The organism is Nesterenkonia alkaliphila (assembly GCF_009758175.1).
In the GTDB taxonomy this organism is placed as follows: Bacteria; Actinomycetota; Actinomycetes; order Actinomycetales; family Micrococcaceae; genus Nesterenkonia; species Nesterenkonia alkaliphila.
The window spans coordinates 47,938-64,537 of sequence record NZ_WRPM01000038.1 but is presented as its reverse complement, the minus strand read 5'-3'; the positions used below and the strand labels follow the sequence as shown (position 1 = coordinate 64,537).

The window sequence follows — 16,600 nt, the reverse complement described above, 5'->3', positions numbered from 1 at the left end:
TGCCGATAGGCTGTGGTCCGTGACTGAGGAGAGCAAAGGCCTGTTTGTGGTCTTCGAGGGCGGCGAGGGCGCGGGCAAGACCACGCAGCTTCGGCTGCTGGAGGAATGGCTGAGCGGCACCGGCACCCCGGTGCTGCGTACCCGCGAACCGGGGGGCACCGAGATCGGAGAGCGGATCCGGACCCTATTGCTGGAGCACGGTCAGGGCGAGGTGGATGCGCGGACTGAGGCCCTGCTGTTCGCTGCTTCCCGTGCCGCACATGTGACGCAGAAGATTGCCCCTGCCCTGGAGGCGGGAACAGTGGTGCTCTGCGACCGGTACATCGATTCCTCGCTCGCCTACCAGGGGGCCGGCCGCGGACTGGGCGTCGCGGAGGTGGCCGAGATCAACGCCTGGGCCACCCAGGGCCTGCAGCCTGATGTCACGGTGCTGTTGGACCTGGACCCTACGCTCTCGGCTCAGCGGCGCGCCGGCCGCGACGGCGGGGCAGCCGGGGACCGGATTGAGTCAGCGGATATTGCCTTCCACGCTGCACTGCGTCAGGCATTCCTGGATCGGGCGGCAGGCGCCCCGGAGCGCTACCTGGTACTGGATGCCAGGCAGTCAGTGGCGGCGGTCCACACTGAGATCCGCAGCCATATCGAAGCCCGGCTCAGGCGGTAGTGCGGCGGCCCAGCCGCCAGTCCACCAGAAGCAGGAGGGCGACGACGCCCGCCCCGGCAGCTGCCAACCCAGCCGCAGGTGCCAGCAGCTCATCCGGTGCCAGCAGTCCGCGGTCCTCAGTCTGCCAGGGCCAGAGGGTGCGCAGCGCCCCGAGCATCACCCCGGCCAGCACCACCATGGTCACGGTGTGGTGGTAGTCAAGGAGCCATTTGAGCCCTTTGACGATGCTCACCAGCCCGATCATCATCCCGGCGAAGAACACCGCCAGGTAGCTGAGGTCCAGGTCCCGGGCGGCGGCGATGGTGGACTGATAGAGCCCGAAGGTCAGCAGCAGGAAGGACCCGGAGAGTCCGGGCAGCAGCAGTGCGGAGACAGCTACTGCCGCCGCTGGCAGCACGATCCACCAGCGCGGCTCCACCTGCCCGGGGGGCAGGGAGACCAGCACGAATGTCACTGCGGCAGCCACAAGTCCGGTGAGCCAGTGCCTTGCGGCCAGACGCCCTCCGGCAGAGCCGCGGGCCATCCGGAACGGCACTGCCAAGGAGACCAGCACCATGCCGAAGAAGGCGGCGCGGGTCAGCTCGGGATGACTCTCCACCCAGCCGCCGATGAACTGCACTGCGGTGAACAGGCCCAGCAGCATTCCGAGAATCACCGGGATCACCACCGACCAGTGCACCAGTGACATCTGGGTGCGGAAGCTCTGCGCCCGGTCTGGGCCGGTGATCAGGCTGCGGACCGCGGAGACGATGGCCGAGGCGGAGTCGATGAGCTGGCCGTAGATGCCCACCACCAGGGCCACGGTGCCGCCGGAGACCCCCGGTACGGTCTCTACGATGCCGATCAGTCCGCCGCGAATCACATTGCCGCCGATGGATGTCCGCCGGTACTGCTGCTGGGCCGGGGTGTGGTCGTTCTTGTCCTTCACGGGGGAAGCCTACAGGGCGTCGAGGGTAAGGGGATCCACGGCACGGAAGCGGAGTTCGGTCCCGGGGGGCAGTTGGGCGGCCAGGCCGAGGTCTTCACTGACGACGACGCCGATCACCGGGTAGCCGCCGGTCACCGGGTGGTCTGCCAGGAACACCACCGGCTGGCCTGAGGGCGGGACCTGGATGGCCCCGCGCACCACCGGCTCGCTGGGCAGCTCCCCCTCCTGAGTGCGCATTATAGGAGGCTCCGTGACGGTCCCCGAACTGCTGCCAGCAGCGACCCCGGGGGCGGCGGCCGAATCCTGCCCGCCGCCGGGACCAGTACAGCGCAGTCCGATCCGGTTCGAGTCTGCAGAGACCTCCCAGGTCAGCGACTGCAGGGCTTCCAGCCCCGGATTTCCGTGCTTGGCGGCGAACCATTCATCCCGCGGGCCCGGGACGAACCGCAGGGTGGCCGGGACCCCGGGCTCCGGGAGCGCAGTTCGAGCAACATCGGCGATTCCTACGAATCCTGAAGGGGCTCCGACCAGGGCGAAGCGCTGACCGGCGGAGACCGGCTTCGGTCCGAGACCGGAGAGCAGATCTGTGGCCGCGCTGCCCAGCACTGCCGGCGCCGCCACTCCCCCGGAAACGGCCACATAGTTGCGCAGTCCACGGCTCGGGGTGCTCAGTCGCAGCCGCTCCCCGGCGTAGATCAGGAAGGGCGCCCGCAGCGGGACCTCCCGGGTCTGTTCGGGCTGGCCGGTGCTGCCGGAAGCCATATTGGAGGTCGCCGGCGCTGCCGGGGTAATGATCGTCAGGCTGGTTTCGGCGCCGGTGACGGACAGTATCGAGGTCTGCTGCACCGCCAGTTCGAGTCCACCGTAGAGGGTCTCGAAGCCGACTGCCTCCTCCGGGTTGCCGACCAATTGGTTGGCCTGGCGCAGGGCCTGCAGATCGGCCGCCCCAGAGCGCGGGACGCCGAGCTCGCCGTGGCCGGGCCTGCCCAGATCCTGCAGCAGAGTCTGCGGACCAGGTGTCAGCACTTCCAGCACCACATCGCTGGCTGGTACTGCAGGCAGGCCTGTCTGTGTCCCAGAGCTCACGGTGATCCGTTCGGGGACCGGACGGTAGCGCACCGTGTCCCCTGGGCGGATCAGGGCCGGCTCGGCTCGGTTGATGTCCCAGAGAGGGGCGTCAGTAGTGCCGATCAGCTGCCAGCCTCCCGGGCTGCTGCGCGGGTAGGCGGCGGAAAACTCCCCGGCCAGCCCCACTGCCCCTGCCGGCACTTCGGTGCGAGGGGTCTGCAGCCGCGGTACGGCGGCGGCGAGATCAGATTTTCGCAGCCGGCGCTTTGCCACCAGTTGCTCCGGCAGACAGTAGGTGAATCCGGGGGCGAAGCCGCCGAAGGCGCCCATCCAGCGGGTGCTGCTGTGCCAGTCGATGAGTCCCTGGACGCTGCGTCCCAGATGCTGGGCGGCGGTCTCGAGGTCCGCACCGTCGTAGTGGACACGGAGCTCCACCTCCCGGCCCTCCTCCGGAGCCCCGGGTCGGAGCCGGATACGGCGCAGCTGCCGCTGGGCCTCCTGGGCCTGCAGCCGGGTACGGAAGCTCAGCAGAACAGTCCTGGCTGCGGGGATCGCCTCAAGCTGCCCAGTCAGCGGTTTAGCTGACAGGTGGCGGTGAAAGGCCAGCACTTCGGCAGCAGAGCCGAACTCGGCCAGCAGGGCCCGCTGGCCCACGCGGAGCAGGGTTTCCATCAGACGAAGCTCTCGACGACGACCCCAGCGCCGGAGAGTGCCCCGCGCACCGCCTCTGCTATGGCCACCGCACCGGGGGTATCCCCGTGCAGGCAGATGCTCTGGGCCTGGATCTGCAGGCTGGTGCCGTCGGCAGCGATGATGGTGCCCTCCTCTGCATAACGCTGGACTGTCTCGGCCACCGCAGGGATATCGGTGACCACGGCACCTGGTGCGCGCCGGGAGACCAGCGTACCGTCCGGTTGGTAGGCCCGGTCAGCAAAGATCTCCTGCGGGGTGGGAAGACCCCGTTCCGCGGCCAGCCGGTGAGCCAGAGCGCCGGGGGCCAGCAGCAGCGGCAGCGCCCGGCCGGTGGCTTCAGCAAAGGCGGTGAGCGCCTCCACCACAGCCCGTGCGTGGCCCGGGTGGCTGTGGCATGCGTGGTAGAGGGCACCATGGGGCTTGAGGTAGCGGACCCCGGTTCCGGCAGCGGCGGCAATGCCGTCCAGGGCGCAGAGCTGATACAACACATCGGCGGTGAGCTCCTCGGCCGCCGCGTCCACAAATCTGCGGCCGAATCCGGCCAGGTCCCGATAGGCGGGGTGGGCACCCACCGTCACGGAGGCCTCGGCGGCGGCCTGGGTGGTCCGTCGCAGCGTCACAGGGTCACCGGCGTGGAAGCCACAGGCGATATTGGCGCTGGAGACCAGGCTCAGCATGGCGGTGTCCTGGCCCATCTGCCAGGATCCGAAACTCTCGCCGAGGTCGGCGTTGAGGTCAATGCTGGGCTGGGCGGCCACGGTGAGCCCCTTCATGAAAGAATCAGTGTGTGAGTCAGGATGCCAAGGATCAGGATACGAAAGAAAAACTGTTCAGCTGGAACTTCGCGCTGGCGATCCTCATCAACCTCTGCATCACCACCGTCTTCTTCATCCTGGTCACCGCGATGGCCGTCTATGCGGCCACTGAGTTCGGTGCCGGCGAGACGGCGGCGGGCTTCGCCGCCAGCGCCTTTGTGGTGGGTGCCCTCGGCGCCCGGTTCTTCGCCGGCAAGTACGTCAACACCCTGGGCCGCAAACCTATTCTGGTGATCTGCCTGCTGATCTTCACCCTGGCCGGGGTGGCCTATCCGGTCATCGACTCCTACGGCTGGCTGATCGCACTGCGCCTGTTCCACGGCATCGCACTGGGCTTCGGCCAGACTGCCCTGACCTCAGCGGTCTTCGACATCATCCCCCGCTCCCGGCGCGGGGAGGGCTCCGGCTACTATCTGCTGGCCAACTCGCTGCCACCGGCCCTGGGCCCACTGGCAGCCATCCAGCTCACGGCGGTCTACGGCTACACCGGAATGTTCACGGCGGTCTCGCTGATCTCGGCCCTGTCCTTCCTCTTCGCCTGCCTCATCCGCACCCCGGAGGTGAAGCAGCCCGGAACTCCGCTGCGGGAGCGGCTGCGGCTGGGCCCCTCTGATGTGATTGAGCCCCGGGTCTTCCCGATCGCCGTGGTGGCGATGCTGCTGGGCCTCACCTTCGCCTCGGTGATGACTTTCCTCAACGGCTACGCCCAGTCCCTGGGGATGACGGACGCAGCCAGCATCTACTTTGTGGTCTATGCGGCCACCATGCTGGTGGCCCGGCTGTTCATGGGCCGGATTCAGGACCGTTATGGAGACAATGTGGTGATCATGCCGGCCCTGGGCGGGTTCATCGTCTCAATGGGCCTGCTGGCCTGGTCTCCCCATCAGGGCGTGATGATCGCTGCCGGGGTGCTGGCCGGGTTCGGGTTCGGGGCCCTGCTGCCGGCGATCCAGGCGGTCATCGCCTCCAAGCTGCGCACCCATCGGATCAGCATCGGGATCTCCACCTTCTTCATCATGATGGATATGGGTTTCGGCTTCGCCCCGCTGGCCCTGGGACCGGTGGTGGAGGCCTTCGGCTACCACGTGATGTACGCCGGCTGCGCGGCTGTGGTGGTGCTCACCCTGGGTCTGTACTGGCTGGTGCACGGGAAGTTCTCGGTACGGCAGGGGGTGGCGCGGCGTCGTACCCGTGGCTGGGTCAACGATGCCACCGGAGTGCTGCCCCGGGTCTAGGAATGGCGCTGCAGGAACTGATAGACCTCAGTGGTGTCCACCCCAGGGAAGGCGCCCTGCGGCATTGCGGCCAGCAGGTGGGTATTGGCCCGGGTGGCCGGCCAGGCTGCGCCGGCCCATAGCTCGGCCAACTCGGGCGGGGGCGTGCGGCAGCAGCTGGGGTCATCCGGGCAGCCGGAGGACGAGCGGGCCTGCGTGTCCTTGCCGCGGAACCACTTGGCGTGCTCGAAAGGCACTCCGATGGACAGCGAGTACATCCCCGAGGAGTGCCCTTCGGTGCGGGCGGTGCACCAGTAGGTCCCGGCCGGAGTGTCGGTGTACTGGTTGAAGGAGCGGAACTTGTCCTCTACCTCGAAGACCTCCCGTGAAGTCCAGCGCCGGCAGACGGTCTGCCCCTCAATGGCCCCAGTGTGGTCGGTGGGGAAGCTCACGCCGTCGTTCTCATAGGCTTTGTGAATGATGCCGGACTCGTGCACCTTCTGGAAGTGGCAGGTGATGCCCAGGTGCTCAGTGGCCAGATTGGTGAACCGGTGGGCGGCGGACTCGTAGCTGACGGCGAAGGCGTCGCGGAGATCCTCGATGGCCAGCTGCTTGGCGCCCTTGGCCTCGGTCAGATGCTCCACCGCAGTGCGCTCAGGCATCAGCAGTGCTGCAGCGAAGTAGTTGGTGTAGACCCGCTGGCTGAGGAACTCGGAGTAGTCCCGCGGCTCAGTGTGGCCCAGCACATGGTGGCCCAGGGCTTGCAGCAGCACCGAGCGGGCGTCCCAGTCCCGGGAACGGCCCTGGGTGAGGTAGATGATGCGGTTTTTCCGGTCGGTGACCGAGCGGGTGGAGTTGGGCAGATTGGGCACGAACCGGATGGAGAAGCCCAGATGTTCGGCGATCCGAGCGGCGATATGATGCCCCAGAGGCCCGGAGCTGTAGCCCACGCTCTCCAGAAGCTCAGCGGCCTGAGCCTCGATCTCCGGATAGTAGTTGTTGCGCGCGCGCATCTCCTCGCGCAGCTCGGTATTGGCTCGGCGGGCCTCCTCCGGGGTGGCGGCCTGCTCCTCGAGGCGCCGGGCGACCTCACGCTGCAGGGCCACCAGGGACTCCAGCACATCCATGGGCAGCCGGTTGGAGATCCGCACGGTGGGCAGCCCCAGAGCCGCGTAGAGCGGGCCACGCTGGGTCTTCTCCAGCTCAATCTCCAGGGCCGCGCGCTTGGAGGGGGGTTCGGCCCCAAGCAGGTCCTCGGTGCTGACACCCAGGACCCGTGCCAGCTGGTGAAGCTGTGAGAGTTTGGGCTCGCGCCGTCCGTTCTCCAGCAGGGACAGCTGGCTGGGTGCAGTGCCCACGGCCTCTCCCAGATCATCCAGGGTCATGCCCTGCTTCTTGCGCAGGTGCCGCACCCGGCGGCCCAGGGCAATCAGGTCCAGGGCGGCGTCGTCCCCTGTGAGCTCCGGTGCGCGCATGGGCCAAGTGTAGGCCAGATCCGCTCCCGGAGGCCCGGGTAAAGGAGTGACCCATATCACACAAAGTGAGTTTGATAGCTTGGCAGATGAGATCACACGCATGAGGAGTCCATAGACTTGCCAGAAAATACGAATAGATCCGACGCTGCGGTCAGTGTGCGGAATGTGTACAAAGCATTCGGCAGACGGCCCGAAACCATTGTGCGCAGGCTCAAGGAGGGAGCCAGCCGCGAGGACGTCAAGCCCCTGGGCACAGCTGCCGTCATCGACGCCAGCTTTGAGGTGGCCCCCGGGGAGATCTTTGTGGTGATGGGCCTTTCCGGCTCCGGGAAGTCCACGCTGATCCGCACCCTCAACGGCATCCAGCCGCCCACCGACGGGACGGTGGAGATCTTCGGCGAGGACATCACTGCCGCGGGCCCCCGGCAGCTGCGCCGCATCCGCCGGGAGAAGATGGCGATGGTCTTCCAGCACTTTGCGCTGATGCCGCACCGCACAGTAGGCCAGAACGCCGCCTACGCACTGGAGGTGCGCGGGATCAACCGGGCCGAGCGGGAGCGCCGGGCCGAGGAGGCGCTGCGCCTGGTGGGTCTGGGCGGCTACGGGCATATGCGCCCGCATGAGCTCTCCGGCGGGATGCAGCAGCGGGTGGGCCTGGCCCGCGCACTGGCCGCCGAGACCGAGCTGATGCTCATGGACGAGGCCTTCAGCGCCCTGGACCCGCTGATCCGTAAGGAGATGCAGGACCAGCTGCTGGAGCTGCAGCAGGAACTGGGCAAGACCATCGTCTTCATCACCCACGACCTCAACGAGGCGATGCGTCTGGGCAACCGGATCGCCGTGATGCGCGACGGCCGGATTGTGCAGAACGGCACCACCGAGCAGATCCTCAACGACCCTGCCAACGACTACGTGGCCCAGTTCATCCAGGACGTGGACCGCACCCGGGTGCTCACCGCAGGAGACGTCAAGGAGCCGCCGGTCGCCCTGCTGGGGGCCGAGCAGGGCCCCCGCGCCGCCCACCGGCTGATGCGTGAGCACCAGACCACCGCGCTGTGCGTGGTGGACCAGTCCAAGCAGCTGCTGGGTGTGATCTACGAGCACGACGCCGCCGAAGGGGTCGCTATCGGCAGGGACACCCTGGACGGCCTCATCCGGCCCATGCCCACCACCGCGCCGGAGACGGTGCTCGCCGAGCTGCTCAACGCCGCCGCCGAGCATGCGGCCGGGCTGGCCGTGGTCGACGGCAGCGGGCGGCTGCAGGGCGTGATCCCCCGGGTCACCCTGCTCAGCGCTCTGGCCGACCCCAGCTCGGGGCCCTTCACCACTGTTCCCGAGGAGGTGGCGGCATGAGCCTGAGCACCCTGCCGCTGGCTGCGGAGGAGACCGAGGGCACCGGCATCCCGCGGCTGCCGGTCGGCGAATGGCTGGAGACCGGGTTCGACTGGTTCCAGGACACCTTCAGCCGGCTGATCGACTGGGCGGACATCGCCTTCGAGACCTCCGCGGAGGGGCTGGCCGAGCTGCTCGCCGGCCCGGATGCACTGATCCTCACCGCGATCCTCGCCCTGATCGCCTGGCTGGCCAAGGACTGGAAGCTGGCGGCGCTGACCGTGCCGCTGATGCTGTTCATCGTCAGCGTGGACCTCTGGGAGCAGTCGCTTCAGACCCTGGCGATGGTCGCAGTGGCGGTGGTGGTCGCGCTGCTGATCGCCATCCCGCTGGGCGTCCTGGCGGCCAAGAGCCAGACCGTCTCCCGGGGGGTCAGACCGGTGCTGGACCTGATGCAGACCATGCCGGCGCTGGTCTGGCTCATCCCGACCCTGTTCATGTTCGGCCTCGGCATGCCCGCCGGCATCCTGGCCACCATCATCTTCGCGTTGCCGCCGGGGGTCCGGCTCACCGAGCTGGCCATCCGGCAGGTGGACTCCGAGGTGGTCGAGGCCGGGCACGCCTTCGGCTCCACTGGCCTGCAGATCCTCTTCCGGATCCAGTTGCCGCTGGCGGTCAAGACCATCATGGCCGGCGTCAACCAGGTGATCATGCTGGCCCTGTCCATGGCTGTCTTCGCCGGCTTTGTGGGCGGCGGCGGCCTGGGCGGCGTCGTGGTCGGGGCTATCAACCGGCTGGACCTGGCCCGCGGCCTGGAGGCCGGGCTCTGCGTGGTGATGCTCGCCGTGTTCCTGGACCGGGTCACCGCCTCGCTCAGCGCCGAGGACGGCCGCATGCTGAGCCGGCTGCTGCGCCGCCGGCGGCAGGCTCCGCAGCCTCTTGCGGTCACCTGACCCCATGATCTGCCCGCCCAAGGCGGCGGGAACTGTAGAAGAAGAGTTCGTACCATAACGAAAGGAAGTGGCACACTATGAAGCCCTCATCAACATTTCTGAAATCGGCCGCTGTACTGTCCGTGCTGGGCCTGAGCCTGGCCGCCTGCGGCGATGACAACGGCGAGAACGGCGAGGAGCCTGACGACGCCGACGTCGAGGACACCGACACCGGTGACGACGCCGTTGACGAGGAGGAGGACGACGACGCCGCCGAGGCCGCCGGTGACGGCGGAACCATCACCCTGGGCTATATCGAGGGCTGGACCGACGGCTCCTCGCTGACCTTCCTGTGGCAGCACATCCTCGAGGAGCAGGGCTATGAGGTGGAGGTCATGGCCCTCGGCGACGCCGCACCGGTCTACCAGGGCCTGGCCGACGGCGACATCGACGTCTACCCCTCCGCCTGGCTGCCGGTGACCCACGAGGCCTATTTGGACCAGCACGGCGACAACCTGGAGGACCTCGGTGCCTACTATGAGGGCGCAGTGCTGACCCTGGCCGTGCCGGAGTACACCGACATCGACTCCATCCCCGAGCTGCTGGACGACCCGGAGGCCTTCGACAACCGCGTGGTCGGCATCGAGGCCGGGGCCGGCCATATGGCGGTCACCGGAGACACTGTCTTCCCCGGCTACGGCCTGGATGAGGAGTTCGACCTGGTGGAGTCCTCCACCGCCGCGATGCTCGCGGAGCTGGACAACGCCATCTCCGCCGAGGAGGACATCGTGGTCACCCTGTGGCGTCCCTTCTGGGCCTACGGCAGCTGGGACATGAAGGATCTGGAGGACCCCGAGGGCCTGCTGGGTGAGGAGGAGACCCTGAACTTGGTGGCCAACGCCGAGTTCTCCTCCGAGTTCCCCGAGGTGGCCGAGTGGATGAGCAGCTTCGAGCTGACTGACGATCAGTACGCCGAGCTCGAAGATCTGGTGGTCAACGAGTACGACGACGGTCCCGAGGGCGCTGTCGAGTGGGCTGAGAACAACCAGGATGTCATTGACGAGCTGATCGGCTGAGCTTCAGGCCCGCTGAACAGCTGAACAATCGAGTAGGCGGGCCGGTTGCCCGGCCCGCCTCTCACACCACCGTACGTGCGGAGCTTCGCATACGGCGGTTCGCTGAAGCGTTGAAGCGGTACCAAGCAGCAGTGAAGAACCACAGACCCAGCTCTGACCAGTACTCATTAGGCAACGCCCGGGAAAGGATAGGAGAGCCAGCCACCCGCCAGTACCCACGGCTGGAATAACTCCACTGATAGGCCTGAGAGGGGGCCACACCAAGACGACGTAAGTTCCGCCGCCTGGTGCCGGGCCGTTTCCATTCCTTCCACCGGATCTGACGCATCCGACGACGAAACCATTCATCCAAGGCCCTAAAGACCCTTGGCGTGGCAGCGACGCCGAAATAGCCCATCCAGCCCCGAACGAACCGGTTCAACCTGGTGATGCGCTCACCCATACTGATACTCCACCGGCGCGAGGTCAGCTCACGGATTCGCTGCTTGAGTCTTTTCAGAGACTTCGGCCCAACCCGAATACCGACCTTCCCGCCAGCAAGAAAGAAGAACCCGAACCCCAGCAACGTGGCTACAGTCGCTGGGTTGATCGTGGACTTCTGCTGGTTCACCCGCAGTTTCAACCGCCCTTCCAGCACCTTAGTGGCCTGGGAAAGGACACGTTCTGCAGCACGCTTCGACCTCACAAAGATGCGGATATCATCGGCATACCTGACGAACCGATGTCCCCGGTCTTCGAGCACCTGGTCGAAGTCGTGGAGCATGATATTGCTCAGCAACGGCGAAAGAGGACTCCCCTGCGGGGTGCCCTCGGCCACCGTCTGCCGGATACCATCAGCCATGACACCAGCAGTCAGATACCGCCGGATCAGGCGCAACACCCGCTTATCCTTCACTACACGGGCTACTCGGTGCATGAGCTTATCGTGATGGACCCGGTCAAAGAACGAATCCAGATCAACCTCGATCACCCACCGGTACCCCTGCTCCACAAAAGTCTGCGCTGTGCGCACAGCATCATGGGCAGAACGCCCCGGCCGGAACCCGAAAGAAAACTCCGAGAAACCTTCCTCGAAGATCGGGCTCAGCACCTGGGCAATAGCCTGCTGGATCAACCGCTCCAACACGGTCGGGACCCCTAACACCCGCACCCCACCATCAGGTTTGGGAATCGAAACCTGACGAACAGGTGCAGGCCTATAAGCCCCTGAATCAAGCGCATCCCGGGTCTGATCCCAGTGATCACGACACCAATCCCGCAACTGTGCGGCACTCATCCCATCACCCCCTGGGGCACCGGCATTACGCTCAACCCGCTTCAACGCGGCCAACAGATTCTCCCGAGAGAAAACCTCCTCCCACAGCCCCTGCTGGCCCTTGGCACCACCTGCTACGGGCGCTAGAACATCACTGCGCTCAGGTGGGGCACTTCTCGGATGCACCGATACTCCTCCATCCACTCTGACCCCAACAGGGCATCTGCGATCATCATGATGCTCACCAGCAACACAGCCAGTGATGACCAAACAACAGCGTTCAGCCCTTCCCTGCACTTTCAAATAACGAGGAGATGTGTCCCCGGAAAACCCGTACAAGTACTACGACCTCTGCTGACTCCTACCCCACCTGACCCTGGACCTCTCGACCCAAAACCCCCACCAACGGTGGGCACGGGGCAGGCCTCCCCGGATAAGAACATTGACTTTCACCTGGCCCCGCCGCATTTACACCCCAGCCGTTCTTGGTGGAACGGGCATCACCATCTCTGGCTGGCTTACCCCAACCGGGACGCCTCATATGCGATTCGTGTACCTCAGAACCAGGCTTTGCCACCAGCTTCCTCCCCACCCCACCTCACGATGAAGCAGTTGCCTTCGGCTAGAAGTTAAACCACCTTCTCCTCCAAGGGACTCACACCCTCAAGCCAATGCCCATGCCGGGCGTACCAGAACTGTGCCCCCAGGAGGACCTCGAAACACTCCCGGGGGCACAGTCGTCTCTACTGCCACGTGCTGATCTGCTTGCCGCAGACCCCTGCCCCTTTCCAGCTCAGTGGAACTGACCCTCTTCGGTGGAGCCGCGCAGGGCCACTGTGGAGGATTCGGGGTTCAGGGTCGTGGAGACCGCGTCGAAGTAGCCGGTGCCGACCTCCCGCTGGTGCTTTGTGGCGGTGTATCCCGCCGCCTCGGCAGCGAATTCCTTCTCCTGCAGCTCCACATAGGCCTTCATCTGCTCGGCGTTGTAGCCCTGGGCCAGTTCAAACATCGAGTAGTTCAGGGCGTGGAACCCGGCCAGGGTGATGAACTGGAAGGTGTAGCCCATGGCGCCCAGCTCGCGCTGGAACTTAGCGATAGTGGCATCGTCGAGGTGCTTCTTCCAGTTGAAAGATGGGCTGCAGTTATAGGCCAGCATCTGGTCGGGGTGCTCGGCCTTGACCGCCTCTGCGAACCGTTTGGCCACCTCGAGGTCCGGGGTGCCGGTCTCCATCCAGATCAGATCCGAGTAGGGGGCGTAGGCCTTGGCGCGGGCGATGCAGGGATCGATCCCGTTGCGCACTTTGTAGAAGCCCTCAGCGGTGCGTTCGCCGGTGATGAAGGCGGCATCGCGCTCGTCCACGTCAGAAGTGATCAGAGTGGCGGCCTCAGCGTCGGTGCGGGCGATGATCACGCTGGGGGTCTTGGACACATCGGCGGCCAGCCGCGCTGCCTGCAGGGTACGGATGTGCTGACCGGTGGGCACCAGCACCTTGCCGCCCAGATGGCCGCACTTCTTCTCGGAGGCCAGCTGGTCCTCCCAGTGCACCCCGGAGGCTCCAGCGGCGATCATCTGCTTCATCAGCTCATAGGCGTTCAGGGGGCCTCCGAAGCCGGCCTCGGCGTCGGCCACGATCGGCACCAGCCAGTCCTCCACGGTGCGTTTGCCCTCGAGGTATTCGATCTGGTCGGCACGCAGCAGGGCATTGTTGATCCGGCGCACCACAGCGGGCACCGAGTTGGCCGGGTAGAGCGACTGATCGGGATAGGTCTGCCCGGAGAGGTTGGCGTCCCCGGCCACCTGCCAGCCGGAGAGGTAGATGGCGCGCAGCCCGGCCTTGACCTGCTGCACCGCCATATTGCCGGTGAGGGCGCCCAGAGAATTGGTGAATGTGCCGGCAGCATGCTCGGCGGTGAGCTGGTCCCAGAGCTCCTGGGAGCCGCGCTTTGCCAGGGTGAACTCCTCCTGAACTCTGCCTTGGAGCTTGACGACCTCTTCGGCGGAGTAGTCGCGGGTGGTGGTCTGCCAACGGGGATTCGTGTCCCAGTCGCGCTGCAGAGCCTGGGCCTTCTCCTCAAACACATCGCGGGTCTCCGGCTGGGGCGTACCGGCCGATCCGGTGGCGGCGGTTGTTTCCTCGGTGGTGATGGTCATGGGGAATCTCCTTTGATTCGTGGTTGTCATCGCTGACATTCCCCAGTTTTCGGCACTTTGCAACCCCTCCGCCAGCTCATGTGAGGTGAAGATCTGCAATTCTTCGCATTATCGAAGATTCAGTGGAACTGGCACCCGTTCAGTGCCTGCCTGCATCGCACCATCCAGAGAACGACGACGCCGATAGGCTCCTCATCATGAACCCACCACCACAGCGCCCTGGCCGGCAACCACTCTCCCGCGGCATCTGGGTCTGGGCAGGCATAATTCTGGTGGCTGTCCTAGCCGCAGCCGTGCTGGGCTGGTGGCAGTCCCGGCCGCCTGAGCTGCCGGAGGGATTCTCCGATGAGGCCTCCGCGGCCGAGGTGGTGCGGATCGTGGACGCAGACACCATCATCGTGGAACTCCACGGCGAACAGGAGCGGGTGCGGCTGCTGAACATCGACGCTCCAGAGACGGTGCACCCGCATCAGCCGGTGGAGTGCGGGGGCCCGGAGGCCACCGAGGCGATCAATGGGCTGTTGAGCCCAGGGGACGTCGTCGTACTGGAGTTTGATGAGGAGCTACGGGACCGCTATGACCGGCTGCTGGCCGGGGTCTTCGCCGAGGAGCTGTTCATCAATGAGGAGCTGGCGCGGCAGGGATGGGCGGAGCCGGTGTATTTCGCCCCCAATGACCGCTACCTCGAGGTGATCGAGGAGGCCTGGGCCCAGGCAGAAGCAGAGGGCCTCGGTCTGTTCTCCCTGTGCTAGTGGCGGCCGCCTCACCGCGGCCATCGGATCTGACCACGGCCGGGGCACGAGGCTCCCGGCCGCACCAGGACTTAGGCGTTCTCCTTCTTCCACCGGCGGGCAGCGATGAAGCTGCGCACTCCCAGGAAGAGGTAGACCACCAAGATCACCAGGGAGATGAAGGCGGTGACCACTGCGGCCGGGCGCTCATGGTCTCCGGCCAGCAGGTCGGCGGTGCCGCTCAGCGGCATGATCATGCCCAGCGTACCGATCAGCGCAAAGAGCAGTGCGATGTGGATGCCTGCCATCAGGTTCTTCAGGGCGATGCCACCGCTGATCAGCAGCAGCACGCCGATAATCGCCGGGATGAGGGCAGTCCAGTGGTCGGTGTCATTGGTCAGCGAGTAGAGGTACCCTCCACCGCCCACCAGCACCAGCAGGCCGCCGGTGATGAAGGTCAGCTTGGGCATCGGGGAATTGGTGTAGGTCTCAGCCATCGGAGCTCTCCTTGAGAATTTGCGGCGCGGAACGGTTCTCTCCGCCAGTGTACCGTTGGTTTCTACGCCACGTAGAAGAACTGGGTATTAGAAACCCCACGCGCACCTGCCAGAGCCCGCCTACCCTTGCTACCGTCAGGTCCTGGGGGAGTTCAGCAGGATGACACCACGCGTGGGGCCAGATTTCATCCTACCGCGACTCCCGCCCCCCGGGCCAACTGCGCCGGCAGTGGCCGGTAGGCTGGCATGGTGAGTTTTGCACAGAATGAGCCGGTGCGCCGCGAGGCTGGGCCGGATACGGTGAGCTATTCGATCACGGTCAGCGCCCCTGCGGATGAGATCTATGCCCTGGTGGCCGATCCGCACCGCCACCACGAGATTGACGGCTCGGAGACCGTCCAGTCCCGGGCGATGGGCCCGCATGAGCTCACCGAGGGGGCTCGGTTCACCGTCCACATGCGCAAGTACCGGCTGCCCTACCATCTACCGCTGCGGGTCACTCGGGCCCGCCGGCCTGCACCTGGATCCCCTGGTGTGATCGAGTGGCGCCAGCCCACCGGGCATCGCTGGCGCTGGGAGTTCGAGTGCCTGGAGGACAACGACGCCGCGACACCCCGCACACTGGTGACGGAGTCCTTTGACACCGCACAGCAGTTTCCGCCGGCCCGGGCTGTGCTGAAGCTGGCCAGGGTGTTTGCGGCCAACGCGGAGAGCATCAGAGAGTCCCTGCGGCGGGTCCAGCGGAGGTTTGCATGAGCATCGAGACCAGCACCGCAGCTCAGACCCTCCCACTGGTGAACCTGCGCGATCTGGGCGGGATCCAGGTGGAGGGCGGGCGAGTGAAGTCCGGTGCGCTGTGGCGCTCCGATGATCCGACCATCTCCCCGCGCGCGGAGCTCTCTGAGCTGGCATCGCAGGGACTCACCGCCGTGCTGGACCTGCGCTCCACCCCGGAGGCTGAGCTTTCTCCGCACCGATTCAGCGGTGAACTCGGCGTGCGTGCCCACCATCTGCCGTTGGCCGAAACCGCGGTGCATCCTCTGGCGCTTGTGGAGGCCGCCCCGGCCGTGCGTTCCCCTGCGGATGTGGGCCACTGGTACGCAGGCCTGGTACGCAGCCATATCCACGAGGTAGCCGAAGGGCTGCAGGTGATCGGCCATACCGAGGGCGGAGTCCTGTTCCACTGCGCGGCCGGGAAGGACCGCACCGGGATTCTTGCCGGGGTAGTGCTGACCCTACTGGGAGCTGACCGCAGCGAGATTGTAGCCGACTATGCCCGCACCCAGGAGAACCTGAATCAGATCTTCGAACGGCTCCGGCACGCCGCCTATACCCGGGCCCAGGATCCCGACGATGAGGACGCCGCCCGGGCTCGAGAGTTCTTCTCCTCGAACCACCCGCTGCTCGCCGCCACCCCCGACTCCATGGACTCGATGCTCACTGAACTGGGCGGTTCGGGCGGGATTCTGGACCTTTTGAAGCAGCAGACCGATCCGGATGAGCTCGCCGAGGGGCTGCACTCCAAGCTCGTCGATTAGCCGATGTGCTTAACTACCTAGTTTTCAGCTAGGATGTATCGGTCCTCATATGAGGGCAGCTTTGGAGACGTGACCGAGCGGCCGAAGGAGCCACCCTGGAATGGTGGTGCAGGGTTAATTCTCTGCCGAGGGTTCAAATCCCTCCGTCTCCGCCGAGCGAATCCCCGTCTGATCAGGTTGTTTCTGATCCAGGCGGGGATTCTTCAGTCTGATCCCGGATATCCTTCCCG

General features: G+C 65.9%; 15 protein-coding genes, 1 tRNA gene and 1 other RNA gene. 9 read left to right on the top strand and 8 right to left on the bottom strand.

What is annotated here, in order from left to right:
* Positions 1–19 precede the first annotated feature (19 nt).
* Entirely contained in the window at positions 20–664 is a 645-nt protein-coding gene (gene tmk, locus GNZ21_RS05875) for a dTMP kinase (RefSeq protein WP_188503366.1), read from the top strand.
* On the opposite strand, the gene GNZ21_RS05870 is transcribed toward tmk, so the two are convergent.
* The 3 genes from GNZ21_RS05870 to GNZ21_RS05860 are packed head-to-tail and all read right to left on the bottom strand — an operon-like array spanning position 654 to position 4,126.
* Entirely contained in the window at positions 654–1,592 is a 939-nt protein-coding gene (locus tag GNZ21_RS05870; RefSeq protein ID WP_188503367.1) for a DUF368 domain-containing protein, read from the bottom strand. The genes tmk and GNZ21_RS05870 overlap by 11 nt on opposite strands.
* 9 nt (positions 1,593–1,601) lie before the next feature.
* The gene (locus tag GNZ21_RS05865) at positions 1,602–3,332 is read right to left on the bottom strand and encodes a 5-oxoprolinase subunit B/C family protein (RefSeq protein WP_157322277.1); all 1,731 of its coding nucleotides are present in this window, start codon (positions 3,330–3,332) and stop codon (positions 1,602–1,604) included.
* Positions 3,332–4,126 carry a LamB/YcsF family protein gene (locus tag GNZ21_RS05860; RefSeq protein WP_157322276.1) on the bottom strand — a complete coding sequence of 265 codons (795 nt, stop codon included), beginning with the start codon at positions 4,124–4,126 and terminating at the stop codon, positions 3,332–3,334. The genes GNZ21_RS05865 and GNZ21_RS05860 overlap by 1 nt, the downstream gene beginning before the upstream one ends.
* Positions 4,127–4,140: 14 nt before the next feature.
* On the opposite strand from GNZ21_RS05860, the gene GNZ21_RS05855 reads away from it, so the two are divergent.
* Positions 4,141–5,403: an MFS transporter gene (locus GNZ21_RS05855; RefSeq protein ID WP_157322275.1), complete on the top strand. Its 1,263-nt coding sequence runs from the start codon at positions 4,141–4,143 to the stop codon at positions 5,401–5,403.
* Here GNZ21_RS05855 and GNZ21_RS05850 read toward each other — a convergent pair.
* On the bottom strand, positions 5,400–6,857 hold the full coding sequence (locus GNZ21_RS05850) for a helix-turn-helix domain-containing protein (protein ID WP_157322274.1): 1,458 nt from the start codon (positions 6,855–6,857) through the stop codon (positions 5,400–5,402). The two genes, GNZ21_RS05855 and GNZ21_RS05850, sit on opposite strands and share 4 nt — an antisense overlap.
* Before the next feature lie 165 nt (positions 6,858–7,022).
* Between GNZ21_RS05850 and GNZ21_RS05845 the strand changes: the two genes are divergently transcribed.
* From GNZ21_RS05845 to GNZ21_RS05835, 3 genes are all read left to right on the top strand, one after another.
* On the top strand, positions 7,023–8,210 hold the full coding sequence (locus tag GNZ21_RS05845) for a quaternary amine ABC transporter ATP-binding protein (protein ID WP_373868351.1): 1,188 nt from the start codon (positions 7,023–7,025) through the stop codon (positions 8,208–8,210).
* Positions 8,207–9,142 (top strand): ABC transporter permease, encoded by a 936-nt coding sequence (locus GNZ21_RS05840; RefSeq protein WP_157322272.1) that lies wholly within the window; start codon positions 8,207–8,209, stop codon positions 9,140–9,142. Before GNZ21_RS05845 ends, GNZ21_RS05840 begins: the two co-directional genes overlap by 4 nt.
* 77 nt (positions 9,143–9,219) lie before the next feature.
* On the top strand, positions 9,220–10,197 hold the full coding sequence (locus tag GNZ21_RS05835) for a glycine betaine ABC transporter substrate-binding protein (protein WP_157322271.1): 978 nt from the start codon (positions 9,220–9,222) through the stop codon (positions 10,195–10,197).
* A 61-nt stretch (positions 10,198–10,258) separates the two neighbouring features.
* On the opposite strand, the gene ltrA is transcribed toward GNZ21_RS05835, so the two are convergent.
* Both ltrA and aceA read right to left on the bottom strand, forming a co-directional pair.
* The gene (gene ltrA / locus GNZ21_RS05830) at positions 10,259–11,560 is read right to left on the bottom strand and encodes a group II intron reverse transcriptase/maturase (RefSeq protein ID WP_157322374.1); all 1,302 of its coding nucleotides are present in this window, start codon (positions 11,558–11,560) and stop codon (positions 10,259–10,261) included.
* 685 nt (positions 11,561–12,245) lie between these two features.
* On the bottom strand, positions 12,246–13,604 hold the full coding sequence (aceA, locus tag GNZ21_RS05825) for an isocitrate lyase (protein ID WP_157322269.1): 1,359 nt from the start codon (positions 13,602–13,604) through the stop codon (positions 12,246–12,248).
* Between the two features lie 197 nt (positions 13,605–13,801).
* On the opposite strand from aceA, the gene GNZ21_RS05820 reads away from it, so the two are divergent.
* Positions 13,802–14,356: a thermonuclease family protein gene (locus tag GNZ21_RS05820; RefSeq protein ID WP_157322267.1), complete on the top strand. Its 555-nt coding sequence runs from the start codon at positions 13,802–13,804 to the stop codon at positions 14,354–14,356.
* Between the two features lie 71 nt (positions 14,357–14,427).
* Here the strand turns inward: GNZ21_RS05820 and GNZ21_RS05815 are convergent, their stop codons facing one another.
* Entirely contained in the window at positions 14,428–14,832 is a 405-nt protein-coding gene (locus GNZ21_RS05815; RefSeq protein WP_229659316.1) for a hypothetical protein, read from the bottom strand.
* Between the two features lie 86 nt (positions 14,833–14,918).
* Positions 14,919–15,015, bottom strand: an RNA gene (gene ffs, locus GNZ21_RS05810) — signal recognition particle sRNA small type.
* A 66-nt stretch (positions 15,016–15,081) separates the two neighbouring features.
* On the opposite strand from ffs, the gene GNZ21_RS05805 reads away from it, so the two are divergent.
* The 3 genes from GNZ21_RS05805 (at position 15,082) to GNZ21_RS05795 (ending at position 16,522) form a co-directional block, all read left to right on the top strand.
* Positions 15,082–15,588: an SRPBCC family protein gene (locus GNZ21_RS05805; protein WP_157322264.1), complete on the top strand. Its 507-nt coding sequence runs from the start codon at positions 15,082–15,084 to the stop codon at positions 15,586–15,588.
* A complete protein-coding gene (locus tag GNZ21_RS05800; RefSeq protein WP_157322262.1) occupies positions 15,585–16,370 on the top strand; it encodes a tyrosine-protein phosphatase in 786 nt (261 codons plus the stop codon). Before GNZ21_RS05805 ends, GNZ21_RS05800 begins: the two co-directional genes overlap by 4 nt.
* 63 nt (positions 16,371–16,433) lie before the next feature.
* Positions 16,434–16,522: transfer RNA gene (locus tag GNZ21_RS05795), tRNA-Ser, on the top strand.
* Positions 16,523–16,600: the final 78 nt, after the last annotated feature.